This is a genomic window from Bacillus sp. FSL P4-0248 (genome assembly GCF_038593305.1).
In the GTDB taxonomy this organism is placed as follows: domain Bacteria; phylum Bacillota; class Bacilli; order Bacillales; family Bacillaceae; genus Bacillus; species Bacillus safensis.
The window spans coordinates 1,171,905-1,185,471 of the sequence record NZ_CP151983.1 but is presented as its reverse complement, the minus strand read 5'-3'; the positions used below and the strand labels follow the sequence as shown (position 1 = coordinate 1,185,471).

The 13,567-nt window shown below is 38.6% G+C and carries 14 protein-coding genes; 4 read left to right on the top strand and 10 right to left on the bottom strand.

The annotated features are described in order from the left end of the window. The first annotated feature begins 291 nt into the window (after positions 1-291). Positions 292-840: an ImmA/IrrE family metallo-endopeptidase gene (locus NST65_RS05945; RefSeq protein WP_024424963.1), complete on the top strand. Its 549-nt coding sequence runs from the start codon at positions 292-294 to the stop codon at positions 838-840. A gap of 26 nt (positions 841-866) precedes the next feature. Here NST65_RS05945 and NST65_RS05940 read toward each other — a convergent pair whose 3' ends face one another. Beyond that, positions 867-1,490 (bottom strand): poly-gamma-glutamate hydrolase family protein, encoded by a 624-nt coding sequence (locus NST65_RS05940; RefSeq protein ID WP_024424964.1) that lies wholly within the window; start codon positions 1,488-1,490, stop codon positions 867-869. Positions 1,491-1,732: 242 nt separating this feature from the next. On the opposite strand from NST65_RS05940, the gene NST65_RS05935 reads away from it, so the two are divergent. Then, positions 1,733-2,104, top strand: coding sequence for a DUF5412 domain-containing protein (locus NST65_RS05935; RefSeq protein WP_024426772.1), 372 nt, complete (start codon positions 1,733-1,735; stop codon positions 2,102-2,104). Positions 2,105-2,140: 36 nt separating this feature from the next. On the opposite strand, the gene NST65_RS05930 is transcribed toward NST65_RS05935, so the two are convergent. Further along, positions 2,141-2,965, bottom strand: a complete 825-nt coding sequence (locus tag NST65_RS05930) for a methyl-accepting chemotaxis protein (protein ID WP_034281469.1) — start codon at positions 2,963-2,965, stop codon at positions 2,141-2,143. 217 nt (positions 2,966-3,182) lie between these two features. Between NST65_RS05930 and NST65_RS05925 the strand changes: the two genes are divergently transcribed. Further along, positions 3,183-4,655 (top strand): FAD-dependent monooxygenase, encoded by a 1,473-nt coding sequence (locus NST65_RS05925; RefSeq protein WP_111927263.1) that lies wholly within the window; start codon positions 3,183-3,185, stop codon positions 4,653-4,655. 34 nt (positions 4,656-4,689) lie between these two features. On the opposite strand, the gene hag (NST65_RS05920) is transcribed toward NST65_RS05925, so the two are convergent. The 5 genes from hag (NST65_RS05920) to NST65_RS05900 form a co-directional block, all read right to left on the bottom strand. After that, positions 4,690-5,511 carry a flagellin Hag gene (gene hag, locus NST65_RS05920; RefSeq protein ID WP_025093449.1) on the bottom strand — a complete coding sequence of 274 codons (822 nt, stop codon included), beginning with the start codon at positions 5,509-5,511 and terminating at the stop codon, positions 4,690-4,692. A 286-nt stretch (positions 5,512-5,797) separates the two neighbouring features. Further along, the gene (hag, locus tag NST65_RS05915) at positions 5,798-6,733 is read right to left on the bottom strand and encodes a flagellin Hag (RefSeq protein WP_034284296.1); all 936 of its coding nucleotides are present in this window, start codon (positions 6,731-6,733) and stop codon (positions 5,798-5,800) included. A gap of 231 nt (positions 6,734-6,964) precedes the next feature. Continuing rightward, positions 6,965-8,416, bottom strand: coding sequence for a kelch repeat-containing protein (locus NST65_RS05910; RefSeq protein WP_111927261.1), 1,452 nt, complete (start codon positions 8,414-8,416; stop codon positions 6,965-6,967). Positions 8,417-8,534: 118 nt separating this feature from the next. Then, positions 8,535-9,716 carry an alanine racemase gene (alr, locus tag NST65_RS05905; protein WP_034284294.1) on the bottom strand — a complete coding sequence of 394 codons (1,182 nt, stop codon included), beginning with the start codon at positions 9,714-9,716 and terminating at the stop codon, positions 8,535-8,537. Between the two features lie 173 nt (positions 9,717-9,889). Beyond that, positions 9,890-10,501 (bottom strand): GlsB/YeaQ/YmgE family stress response membrane protein, encoded by a 612-nt coding sequence (locus tag NST65_RS05900; RefSeq protein WP_034284293.1) that lies wholly within the window; start codon positions 10,499-10,501, stop codon positions 9,890-9,892. A gap of 141 nt (positions 10,502-10,642) precedes the next feature. Here NST65_RS05900 and NST65_RS05895 point away from each other — a divergent pair, with 141 nt between their 5' ends. Continuing rightward, positions 10,643-10,990 (top strand): hypothetical protein, encoded by a 348-nt coding sequence (locus NST65_RS05895; RefSeq protein ID WP_101677444.1) that lies wholly within the window; start codon positions 10,643-10,645, stop codon positions 10,988-10,990. A gap of 55 nt (positions 10,991-11,045) precedes the next feature. Here NST65_RS05895 and NST65_RS05890 read toward each other — a convergent pair whose 3' ends face one another. The 3 genes from NST65_RS05890 to NST65_RS05880 form a co-directional block, all read right to left on the bottom strand. Beyond that, on the bottom strand, positions 11,046-11,504 hold the full coding sequence (locus NST65_RS05890) for a GyrI-like domain-containing protein (RefSeq protein WP_065214254.1): 459 nt from the start codon (positions 11,502-11,504) through the stop codon (positions 11,046-11,048). A 365-nt stretch (positions 11,505-11,869) separates the two neighbouring features. Then, positions 11,870-13,003, bottom strand: coding sequence for a Rap family tetratricopeptide repeat protein (locus tag NST65_RS05885; RefSeq protein WP_034284290.1), 1,134 nt, complete (start codon positions 13,001-13,003; stop codon positions 11,870-11,872). Between the two features lie 129 nt (positions 13,004-13,132). Next, positions 13,133-13,552 carry a GNAT family N-acetyltransferase gene (locus tag NST65_RS05880; RefSeq protein WP_070325727.1) on the bottom strand — a complete coding sequence of 140 codons (420 nt, stop codon included), beginning with the start codon at positions 13,550-13,552 and terminating at the stop codon, positions 13,133-13,135. Between the last annotated feature and the right edge of the window lie 15 nt (positions 13,553-13,567).

Here is a 13,567-nt window from a genome sequence, read left to right as displayed (position 1 = left end):
TAAATTGAATTGATCTTTCTCATCAATTGGTGGCGTTCGTAAGACAACTTGGGTTTGTTTTAGTGATAAGACTATGGTAAAATTTGAATTCAAACCACTCTTTTTAGTAATGGAAAACGCAAAAATGAAGAAAAAAACAGGAATTAATTCCATTTTTCCTTGATTTTATGTTAAAATTGTTAAAAATAAGCCGATATTAAAAGTAAGTAATAGCTTCATTAGCTATTTAGTCCTATATGGACTTTTCTTTTACGCCAAAAATAGAACATACGTTTGCATGGAGGTTTTTAAATGACTGGTTTTTTAACCCATTTAGAAGAAGAGATTAAGCGGTTATATGCCAAATTACAAATAAGCGGTCCTGCTTATAGAGACATGCAAAGGATCGCTTCTGAATTTCATGTATGGGTCCACTATGAGGATACTGGCAGCATGATGATCAAACATCAAGGTCTTTACAGTATTATATTAAACAGATCTCTATCGTCAGAGGAACAATGGCAGGATTTTGCCCACGAGCTTTGTCATGTGCTGAAGCATGCAGGCAATCATTTCAAGATGCACAAACTCTTTCGAGAACTGCAAGAGTTTCAGGCTAAACAATTCATGTATCACTTTTGTGTGCCGACCTTTATGCTGATGCAAATGAAGCTTCCAAACCTTCGGCAGCAAGCCATTTTGCACATTGCGCAAACATTTCACGTCACCTGGGCTTTCGCTGAAAAGCGGCTCGCCTTGTTCGAACAGCGGAAAGCAGGCATTCGCTTCCAACAAGAGTTTACATCTTATTTAATGAAAGCCGAGAAGGTCGCGGAAAAAGAAGCTGTTTATCAAACGTAAGCCTCTTCTGCATAGGGCGACAGGGTTTATCCATAAAGATTTAATACTTGCTTGAGTACATTTGTGTACCGATAAAATTGCTCATTTTGCGTTTCACGGCGATAGCGCCGTCTGAAGTCTTGAAAGAATGCTCTTCTTTGCGCCTGACTGATTTCAAGTTGTACACTTTTTCCGGTCAGACATTGATTATTAATATTGTGAGGATGAGTTCCAGAATAACGATCAGATTCAGATAGCAGCACTGCAGGGAATCCATTAAGCGTTAAACGTTTCACTGTTTCTGCCGCTTTTTCTCTGTCTGTCCCGCCCACTAATGTTTGAAGCACCTCTGTTTCCCCGTAGCCATGGAGCGCAAACGTGTAATGATGGGCATGCACTAGAGAAAGGCAGACCGGCTCATTGAAACGTGTGCTTGTAATGTGAAGCACATGATTGCCTTTCACTTTAAGGCCTTCAAATAAATACATAGAATCATCACTTGCGATCTCATGAATGAGCTCACTCACGCCAGATTCAATTCCCCCAGCATGAGGGGACAAAACCAAAAGCTGGTCTCCTTTCCGCTCGTGAAGAATTTGATAGTCGATTCCCTCTCTTTCATGAGCGGAAAGCTCTTCATAACTTTGATATGTATCAATGATTTGCGTCATTCCATCTTCCCCATTTCTCTATATGAGCATAAGTCTACTGATCTTAAATTCTTTTGTAAAGGGATTTCACATGACCTATCGACTTAATACATCCTTAAATTTTCCTTATCTTTTCGGCTATCTGTTGAATTTTGAGAAAAAATGACCGATAATTGAAATGAATAGAACTTTTGGACTATATGAATCTTTTTGCATTCTCTCTCATAAATTAGAAATATTGTGATCTACATCTGGAGGAATTCATGTTAAAAAAGAAAACCACCATCACCTTTGTCATCTTAATCCTCAGCTTCGCTGGCATCATTTACTGGAAATGCTTTTCTCTTCAAGGCGTATCTCACGGAACCTTTATCCGCTCGATGACATCACCTGACGGAACATATATCATCAACACCTATCGACATAGCGGAGGGAAACTAAAGGAGAACGCAGTTAGAGCAGAAATTGAAAACAAACTCACCCACCGAAAGAAAACGATTTACTGGAAATACCCTGATAAAGACCCTCTCATCAAATGGAAAAATGGACAGCTTGTTCAAATTGGGCATGAATTTTTAAATGTGGTAAAGGGAGAAACATACGATTATCGCTTTGACCGGAACAAAAGAAAATAGCGTATCAAAAAAACGAATCCCTCTTGGATTCGTTTTTTACGTTGACATCACATGCTGCATGAATTCTTTCATTTCTTTACTTACGCTCGTCAGCCGTTCCACAATTTCACTAAACTCTGTCACAAGTAAAGCCTGCTCTGATGATGAACCTTTCATATGGTCCATACTCTCAAGTAATGTATGTATATTAGAGGAAATCCCTTGCAGTGAACTTTCAATATTTTCTGTTGCACGTGAAGTTTCACTTGAAAGCTTTTGAACCTCACTGGCTACAACACTAAATCCAGCCCCCTCTTTTCCTGCCCTGGCTGCTTCGATTGACGCATTCAATCCCAGCAAACTTGTTTGTTTCGAAATGCCCTTAATCATTTTTGTAATATCAGATGTTTTTTTCGAGCTTTCAAGTGTTTGCTGCGTTTGTAAGGTCATTTCCTCACTTGTCGCAGAAAGCTCTTCTGAATGTGCCGCCACCACATGCACCTTTTCTTGAATACTTTGAATGATGTCATTTAATGACTCCATATATGCTTCAAGCTCTAATTGATTTTTAAGTGGAAAACCTAAAGCGAGTGCGCCGATAACTTGTTGATTTTCATCAAAAATTGGCAGACCCATTGCATTTAACGGTATTCCGTAAACCGATTCAGGCACAAACATACTTGATGTCTCACCTCTGAGCGCTTTTTTCATATTTAAATCATCTGGCTTAATGAGTTCTCCTGCTCGAATTTGAAAATCAACATCTTTCGATGGCAAATACAGCAAGAATTTCTCTCGATCAATGACACCCATCGTCACTTCGTTTTTTAAAATCTGCATCATATAAGGTGCTGCTGTCACAATACTCTGTAGTATATCCAATTTCTCTACCCCCTTATATAGTTTATCGGTCGTTCCTCTTAAATTAATAGTTACTTTTTAAAATAATGATAATGATTAGAAGAAATTCTTCATATTTACGAGTAAAAAGAAGTACTTTTCCTTTCTATATTCAAACGTAAATTTGCTATAATTAATGAATCGACATATGATGAAATGGTCATGTAACCATTTTGTATATTCATTGGAGGCGCATGTTGTGACACAACCCATGAAATATGAGAGGGCAATCGTCATTGGCGGAGGTATCACCGGGATGCTCGCTGCAAAAGTTTTATCAACGTTTTATCATCAAGTTTTGATGATTGAAAAGGATGAACTGCCGGACTCTCCTGAGAATCGTCTTGGCACTCCTCAAGCCTTTCACCCACATAGAATGCTGCCACTTGGCAATCAAATCGTTGAACGTCTATTCCCTGGTTATACAAAAGAGTTACTGGCAATGGGCGGATTTAATACCATGCATCAAACCTCTCGATTTATCACAAAAGATGGCGAATTAACGCTCACTGATAGAGAAGAAACCGCCGTCACAAGACGTGCAATGCTAGAGTGGGTATTGATGCAAAGAATGGTAACAGAGGAACGTGTGCAGTTTTTAGAAAAACATGAAGCCATCTCCCTTCAGTTTAAAGAGGGGACTAATCAAGTCATGGGGCTTATTGTGAAGGACCGGCAAGTAAAACCTGGCAGCATTCATGAAATGAAAGCAGACTTAGTGATCGATACGTCTGGAAGAATGTCTAAGTTGCCAAAATGGTTGAAAGACGCTGGATTAACCTTGCCACAGACTGATGAGTTACATGTGTTTCTAGGATACAGCACAAGATATTATCAAATACCATCAGGTGCGCCACCCCTGCAATCAATGGTCGTAGTTGGCCAGCCAGACAAGCAAATTCCAACAGGACTGTTTGAACGGGTTGATCATGATTTAGTAGCTGTGCTTCTTTCTGCAGCCGGCGGTTCACATTATCCCACAACGGATGCAGATCAATTTGATTCAGAAACCGCTGGACTGACCCATCCCGCGATAGCAGAAGCCATCACCCATTTAACGCCCTTTACAAAACCAAAAGGATTTAGAGTTCCTTCTTGCGTGAGACATCACTATGAACACATGCAGGATTGGCCAAGTGGATTATTGGTGATGGGCGATGCCTTGTGTACGTTAGATCCCATTCATGGACAGGGCATGACAAAGGCAGCCCTCGAAGCACAAACACTTCACCGTATGCTCAAACAAGCACAAAAAAATGAGCGGCTGTCTTTTGAAAAGGACACATTACAACAAATGCAGCAAGCGAGTGAACTTGGCTGGTGGCTTTGTGCGATTGCTGATATGGCGTGGGACGGCGTCGAGTTAAAAGGAGAAGCAACCATCCCCCACTTGACGTTCGTACAGGAATTTTTAAATCGCTACGTACAATTCGCCATTGTGACAAAACAGCCTGAATGTCTTGAGTCGTATCACCGGATGCATTCTTTTTTATTAGAACCAAGAGAAATCATCAACTTAGAACAGCTGCACAACATGATTCAAGCTGACACCTCTGGAGAAACCGCTGAATGGTGGAAGCAATGGGATCAAAAGAACGATGAAGGCAACCTAGCTTTTTTCCATGAAGCGGTTCCTGACTTTCGTCTAGAGCACTTGCTGTCATTTGAATGAAATAAAAAAAGCCCCTCTCAAAGGGGCTTTTTCATTAACGTAATAATTGAAGTACGTTTTGTGGCTGCTGGTTTGCTTGCGCTAACATTGCTTGAGATGCTTGAGAAAGAATGTTGTTCTTTGTGAACTCACTCATTTCTTTTGCCATGTCAACGTCACGAATACGAGACTCAGCTGCTGTTAAGTTTTCAGCAGAAGCACCAAGGTTGTTGATTGTGTGCTCTAGACGGTTTTGGACTGCACCAAGAGCTGAACGCTGTTTAGAAACAGCGCCGATTGCTGCGTCGATTTTTGCTACTTCGGTGTCAAAGTTAAAGCCTTCTTCATTAACTACAATATCTTTTACAGTTAAAGTTTCTGCATCCATTTTGCCAATCTGTACGTTGATATTTTGCTCAATGTTTGCGCCAATTTGAAATTGGAATCCTTCTTCAACGCTACCATCCAACAGATTCTTTCCGTTAAATGCTGTACGCTGAGAAATACCATCAATTTCATCAACCAAAGCAGTAAGTTCTTCTTGAATAGCTGTTAAATCTTCTGTTTGTTGAGTCCCAACGTTACCTGCTTGAACTGTTAATTCACGCATACGTTGAAGAATCGCATGTGTTTCAGTTAATGCACCTTCAGCTGTTTGAATAAGCGAAATGCCATCTTGTGCGTTTTTAGACGCCATTTCTAATCCGCGGATTTGTCCACGCATTTTTTCAGAGATCGCAAGACCTGCTGCGTCATCTCCTGCACGGTTGATACGAAGTCCAGAAGAAAGCTTCTCCATGTTCTTTTGCCCTGCACCATTGTTGGCAGACAAACGGTTCAGTGTGTTAAGTGCTGCGATATTGTGGTTAATTCTCATGTTAAATGACCTCCATGTGTTTGAACCAATTGGACGTCCTTATCCAAAAGTTCTAAATTAGAATTTTTTTGTAAGCCTTACAATCCATTTATCGAACATTTATGGAATATGTTTAACAAAAAAGGAATAAATAAGGATAAAGTCTCATTCACTATGGTCGTTTCGCTAGAGTATTCCAAATTTAAAGGTCATTTTTCATGATTTATAACAGGGGTTTAAGAATCATAAGACTGGAGAAAACGCGAAGAAAAAAACATAAAAAAAAGCCCCATAAAGGGGCCTGTCATTAACGTAGTAATTGAAGTACGTTTTGTGGCTGTTGGTTCGCTTGTGCAAGCATTGCTTGAGACGCTTGAGAAAGAATGTTGTTCTTCGTGAACTCACTCATTTCTTTCGCCATGTCAACGTCACGGATACGAGACTCAGCAGCTGTTAAGTTTTCAGAAGAAGCACCAAGGTTGTTGATTGTGTGCTCTAGACGGTTTTGAACTGCACCAAGTTTACCACGTTGAGCAGATACTTGGTTGATAGCAGCATCAACGATTTTCAATTGTGTATCAAAACCTACATCAGTTGCAGTTGCAGCATTATCAGCAAATTTAGTTACATCAATATCTTTTACAGATTGATTAGCTAAGATTGTTCTTCCAGTTGTATCAGCTGGATCTTTAACTCCTAGTGCATCAGTGCTCATTTTTTCGATGTTCACTGAAATTTGTTGAGTTGCATTAGCACCGATTTGGAATACTAAAGATTGCTCACCAGCAGCTGGTGCTGCAGGATCAGCAGGAGCTTTAAATGTACCATCTAACAATTTCTTACCGTTAAACTCTGTACGATTTGAGATACCATCTACTTCTTCTTGTAGAGCTTTAATCTCATCTTGAATAGATTGAAGATCAGTAGTTTTATCCTGTGTACCAGTATTTCCAGCTTGTACAACTAGTTCACGAACACGTTGAAGGATTGAATGAGTCTCAGTCAATGCACCTTCAGCTGTTTGGATAAGAGAGATACCGTCTTGTGCGTTTTTAGAAGCCATTTCTAATCCGCGGATTTGTCCACGCATTTTTTCAGAGATTGCAAGACCTGCTGCGTCATCTCCTGCACGGTTGATTTTAAGACCAGAAGAAAGTTTCTCCATGTTCTTTTGGCTCGCACCGTTGTTTGCAGACAAACGGTTTAATGTGTTAAGCGCTGCGATATTGTGGTTAATTCTCATTTCCTATTACCTCCATGTATGTGGGACCTGACAGACGTCCTTGTCTGAAAAAAGTCCTTTATTCTAGGGCTTATCAACCCTGACAATTCTATTATCGGATTTGTTTATAGGATGTTTAGCAGATTTTTTAAAAAATATCTTATTTTTTTCATGACGTTGATCCTAATTTTAACAATTCTATCAAAATAAAAGCTGCTGATCTCTTATCAGCAGCTTTACAATTTATGAATATCAGTATTGCTTGATATCAAACATTAAGATATTTTGGTACACAACGTAATCCTTCTTACTTGTGAAAGGACCTTTATTGTGTTCATCATTGATTTCATAGAAGTTCATGCCAATTCCAAAACTTCTCTCTTTATACCAGTTTAGAAAATCGTTGATTTCTTTCATTGAAAGCAAATAATCCTTTTGCAGCCCGTTTATCATGGTAATTGAAAGTATACCTTTTGTTGCTTCTTCACCAGGTTTTGTTCCGTCTTGATCCTTTGGTTCTTCAGTTGAACCATCACCTGGTTTTGTTCCGTCTTGATCTTTCGGTTCTTCGGTTGTGCCATCATCTGGCTTTGTTCCGTCCTGATCTTTCGGTTCTTCGGTTGTGCCATCGCCTGGCTTTGTCCCGTCCTGATCTTTCGGTTCTTCTGTTGCGTCATCATCTGGCTTTGTTTCACCTTCAGCAATTTGCAAATCTTTTAGTGAGATAGAAATCACTGATTTGTAATCACTTTTAATCGATTTTGAATGATAATCTTGCTTGAAATTTCGACCACCTATGATATATATGGTATCCTCAATCGTTACAGCACTTGAACCTACTCTAGCTTCAGGTAAATTGATCGAGCTTCTTTTCACAGAATTCGTTTTAGCATCATAAAACTGTGTGTAAGGTGATAATAGACTAGATCTGTCGTCATACTGACCTCCAGCCATAAACAATTTCCCCTGGTATGTTGTAAATGCAGCCCCTAGTTGATAAAAATTCAACTTTGATTTCGTTTGTACCCATTGATTTGTTTCAATGTTATATTCATATACTTGGGCATTATGGAGATTACTAACTGTTCTTTCTCCACCTGTGGCATAAATCTTGTTGTTAATAACTTCTGACATAGACATTCCCGTAAATTGCTGAGGAAACATTTTTAATTGTTCCCATTTATCCGTTTTTGTATCATAACTATAAAAATTATGTTCTTGATAAGGGCTTTTATTCGTTGCAAGAATATAAATCTTATCATTTAAAACACTCGCACTTATATCACCTTTTGTTACAGCTAAGTATGGAATATTAATTGGTGTTTCTACCCATGTATCTAACTCTGCATCGTAAATATCAATCGTATTTGTACTATCTTGATATGCTCCTCCAATAACATATACTTTTTTACCTATCGCCACTGCCGTACTATCTGTTCTTTCTCTTGGCATATCAGCTTTTGAGCTCCACTCATTTTTGTGAGGATCATACATGTAGGTATTTTTATTACTATATGATTTTTCACTACTTCCCCCGAAAACAAAAATCTTCCCATCTACTACTGCGGAACTAGAATGAAGTCTCTCTTCCGGTAAGTCCGCCCGCTTCGTCCACCCATTTGTTTCAGCTGCATGAGCTTTTAACGGATGAATTGTGACCATCATAAAAATAGTCAAAAGCACTAAAAATAAACCTTTTTTCATCGTTTCTTTCCTCCATATCTTAAATATCCCTCCTTTTATCGACATATTTGTAATAAAATTTAATTTTTATCATTGTACACCAGAACAAATATCCTCAAATCGCACCTGTTATTTACCCTCACACATACATCACCGGCGTTGATATTTTAATAATCTTTCCGCCGCGACGATAAAATCTTGGGACGCGCCGGCTTAAGGTGGCGATGACTTCGTAGTTGATCGTATTGAGCATTTCGGCGATTTCATCGACAGAAATTTCTCCGCCCTTTTGACGACCATATATGACGACTTCTTCGCCTTGCTTTGCTTTCATTTCTCCTAAACTGATCATCGTCATATCCATGGTGACGCGGCCAGCAATCGGCATTCGTTTTCCACGGAAAAGCATAAATCCTCGATTGGATAATGCTCGTGAGTACCCATCTGCATAACCGATTGGTATGGTTGCTATAACTTCATCAGGTTTTGCTACATAGGTTGCCCCATAGCTGACGGTCCTTGGCTTTGTCACCATTTCCTTCACGAATGCAATCCTTGCTTTTAAACTGAGAGCGGGCTCTAGCTTAATAGCATCTAAACTCTCAATGTATTGCGAGGGATACAGTCCATAAAGTCCGATGCCTAGCCGTATCATATCTGCGCTAAATTCAGGAAATGCGATGGCAGCCGCTGTATTGTTCATATGTACAGTGGGCAAAGTAATGCCTTCTTTTTTTAAGAAACGAAGAAAATCAATAAAAATGCTGTGCTGCATTAGTGTGAAATCAGGGTCAGGCTCATCCGCAGTGGAGAAATGCGTAAATATTCCATCCCACCTCAGGTTTTCACTCTTTTCAAGCGCCTCCACCACCTCTAACAGCTCTTCCTTTGTCCGTACACCTAATCGTCCCATCCCTGTGTCAACATTGACATGAATCCCAAGGCGATGCTGACTCTCTTCTTCCGCTAAGATCTCATTTGCTTGAACAATCCAGTCTTCTCGAAGGCCGGATAGGTCAATTCTCCAGGCTGCGGCCCTTTTCACACAGTCGAGCGGGGTAAATCCAAGGACCAGAATCGGTGCTTCAATTTTTGCTCTCCGCAATACAATGCCTTCTTCCAAGCTGGCAACCGCAAGCTCTGTCGCACCGCTTTCTAGTGCCTGCCGCGCTACTTCAACTGAACCGTGTCCATAAGCATTTGCCTTTACGACAGCCATGATCTTGCTTTTCCTTGGAATATGCGCTTGAATGGCTTCGATATTTCTTTTAATCGCGTCAAGATTGACCTCGATCCAGACTTCCCTGCAAAGCTTTTGCATGTATGTTTCCTCCAGTCATTTTTGATAACAATATTCGTTTCCGTGTCTAGTCTATCTTTATTCATTTTTGAGAAAAACATTCAACCGCAATGATTGAACCAGCTTTTGTCTTGATGGACATAAAAAAAGAAACCACCTCAAACTGTGATTTCTTCTTTATGAACAGTCATTTATTAAACCGCAGATTTCATCATTGAATCAATTTCATGATAAATCTCCTTCAGATTTTCTCGTTCAGTCAAATATTCGGCATTACTCTTACGAACAGGCACATCAAATGCCAGAAAGGCGAGCGTTATCGTTGATGATTCCTGATCATTCATAGTTAATCTCAATTCAAGTGTCGAGATCTCTTCATTATTATCACTCTCAACAGATTGTTCAATCGGTACACCATCTTCTAACATGTCAACTTGCTTCAACTCTTTCAAGGAAAGCTCAGTGACTTCAAACCTGAATTTTCGAGATGAGCCGCCAGGTTGATGTGTAATAAAGCGCATTGCCTTTCGCTCATCATCAATTGCAAAGCCTTTATCAACATTTTGTGAAAAGATGTATGTTGAAGCCTGAAACCCGTCTTCTTGAAAAAGCATCATCATTTTATCTAATAATATATTTGGATCATTCTTTTCTTTTTGCCTTTGCAGCCTACCCGCTATCCATAAAATGACCATTGCACCGATGATGCTAAAAACCGTTCCCAGCCCATTACCTACATCTACGAAAATAGTAAAGCCTAAAATAGCCACAATAAAAGCGATTACAATGCCTATGATGAATATCACTCCATGCTCCTCCTGTCATGACCCTCATTGTTATATTTGGTTTAATCAAGTATAGCATCTGGATTTTGATCGAAAAAAAATCTACTATAGACTAAACAGATACTATATTCATTTCGCTTTTAAATAGAAAGGATTTTTATGATGAACCTCTACACGACAGACGAAATCATTGATGCACTTTATAAAGCCTGGTCCTCTCAATCTAGTTCAAAATGGAGTAAAGAAAACCCGGCCAATGGACAATGCGGTGTCACTTCTTTAGTCGTCCATGATCTTTTAGGCGGAAAAATAAACAAAACCGCATTACCCAACGGATGGCACTTTTACAACGTAGTGAATGGAACAAGAATCGACTTTACTTCTTCACAATTCTCGGAGGAAATCGTTTATATGGATGTACCTTCAAATCGAGAAGAAGCATTTGAAGATACGAATGAGGATCAATATCGATATTTAAAGGAACGAGTCCTAAAATATTTATACATATAATACTCATGAAAACAGACCATATGAGGTCTGTTTTCATTGCAGTTTGATCAAGTGTTTAAAAGATAGGCAGTAAGAATTCACACACCTTATCTTCGCCTTCTTCTTCTCTATACCTCTCCATTATAGGTGCCTGACGCATGTTTAATCGATTGTTTTGGATCATTTGAGGCAATTGTCTCCAAAACAAATTCACTTTTTCAGTTGTATGTGTCACCGTAAACACAGCATACTTTCCTCCTTCAAAATGACCAGTCTGAACCATTTGATCTTTTGTGAAATCTCTATTTGTCATAAGCATGAGGTCGTATCTGCATTTTTCTGATGGAATTTTTCCAGGATCATCTTGAGGAACACCATATATACCATATTCCTTTAATTCATCATTTAAATGATGTTGCTTAATCCATTTTTTAAATCTCTTCATCATCTCAAAATTCTCTTTGCTGCCATATGATCCGATATTTCTCATATACACCATTTTCATATTCGTTAACATTTCAATTTTGTAATTCATGATTCCCCTCCAATTTTTATTGGAAGACTGGCCAATCATTCCTTACAAACAACGGTAACATCCTTTAAAATAGAATGCAGTAGGATATTAAAAATAATGTATGATGAAAAATACATATTTTTCAAGATTTGAATCTTTAAAACAAAAAAGAACGGACAACGGCCGCTCCCTTTCTATTACGATTCATTTTTTTAAGGCTTAGCACATTGAAAACCAAAAAAGCCATTATAAAGGCTCTTTTAGTTTAAGCAAAATAACCGATACTAGATGTATGTCCTCTTTGGGCTTCATTATGGATATCGTTTGACGAAACATAGCTAAAAGCACCTAACACACTGACAATTATAAATATGGTTGCTACTGACTTAAATTTCATAAAGACAGTCTCCCCTTTTAATTTGGTGTTGGAAATATAGAATCTTCTCGTAAAATTCGTTTGAGCGTTCTAAATCTCCTGCTTTATTATAATGCTTCGCTGCATCTTTCGCTAAATCTTCAAGATTTGCAAAAAAAGACTTTGATTCCAAATAAGCCATTGACTCTGTTATACGATTCACATTGTTATCTATATATAGTGATTTCAACATAATGAATGTATTTATAAAAATATCATCCTTTAATTTTTCAGCTAACTCGATCCCATAGTTTAATGCATATAAACCTAAATCACTCTGATTATCTTTAAAGTATGATTTTGTCAACATGACTAGCGGATCAAGGATTTTGTTTAAATGCTCATATCCCTGTTCTTTAAACGAATGAATAGATTCATTAAAATATTTAATTGCCATTGAAAGATTATTGTTATGAAAATAACTCAACCCTAAATTATAGAGTGCTGATCCTTTTAATCGTTTGGTTGAGTTGTCGGCGGCTTTTTCTAGTGCGTGCTGAAAATGGGGTATTGCTTTTTCGGGGCAGCCCATATCTATATAGTTTAATCCGATCACAAAAGAACATTGTATTTCTCTTACTGTGTATGTCTCTTTTTCTCGATAGCATTCTATCGCCTGAGCGATATGGTGCATAGACATGTGGGTTTGTTTCATGTGGTAATAGATTTCAGCCATCTTGTAATTGAACTCGGCCCGTTCGATATCGTCACTGACAAGAGACAGCTTTTTTTCTGCCCGTTTATAGAAGGTAATCGCATTTAGGTATTCATAGTTTTCAAATTCATACATGCCGTAGAAAAAATTGAAATAATACTCGAGCAATCCTGTTAATTTCTCTTGGTCCCTTTTGATCTTCATTGCGAGCTCCTTGAAGTTGGCCCGCTCTTTCCCATTTTCTAAAGGATTCAAGTAATCAAGCATTAATTTATGTCTGAACTCCATGAGTGAGAAATACAATAATAAATCTTGATTTTCTTCCATATGATCAAGCATTGATTTGATTTCCTCTTTATATGCTTCGGCGTCCGGTACGTTAAATCTTTGAATATGATAATACCATTCATTGATTTTTAAACCGACGTGAGAAGAAAGCACTTTCTCCATCAGCTCTTACCCCTTCCTCTATTTTCCCTATAATGACATATATTATCATTTTATGTACCATTCGACACCGAAAAGAAACCGCAAAAAGGCCCAATAAAGGGCCGTGAAATTGATAAAATAAAATGACTTCTATTCATAAATAAGCACCCAGTATTCCGCTCCAGGTTCTCCTTCTTCCACAACAGCCTTCCACCCTCTTTTTTGATAAAAAGATAAAGCTTTGTGATTGTCGGAGACACATTTGAGGGTGACCGGTGTTCCTAAAACTTTTATCGCTTGTTTGAGCAGCAGATCGCCAGCCCCTTGACCAGCAGCTTCTGGATGTACAAACAAAAGGTGAATAAAACGATCTGGTACATATAGAGAAATGAATCCAAGGATTTTATTGTTCTCCTCAGCTAAGAAAATTTGCTCTTCCTGCGTATCTTGATCAAAATCTTGCAGATGGAGTTCTTCTGGATTGAGCCAGTGAAAGCTCTGGCGCCGGGATTCTAAATAGGTTTGTCTTAATTGTGGATAATCGATCGTTTTTGCTTCTCGAATGAGCAATAGAATTCCCCCGTT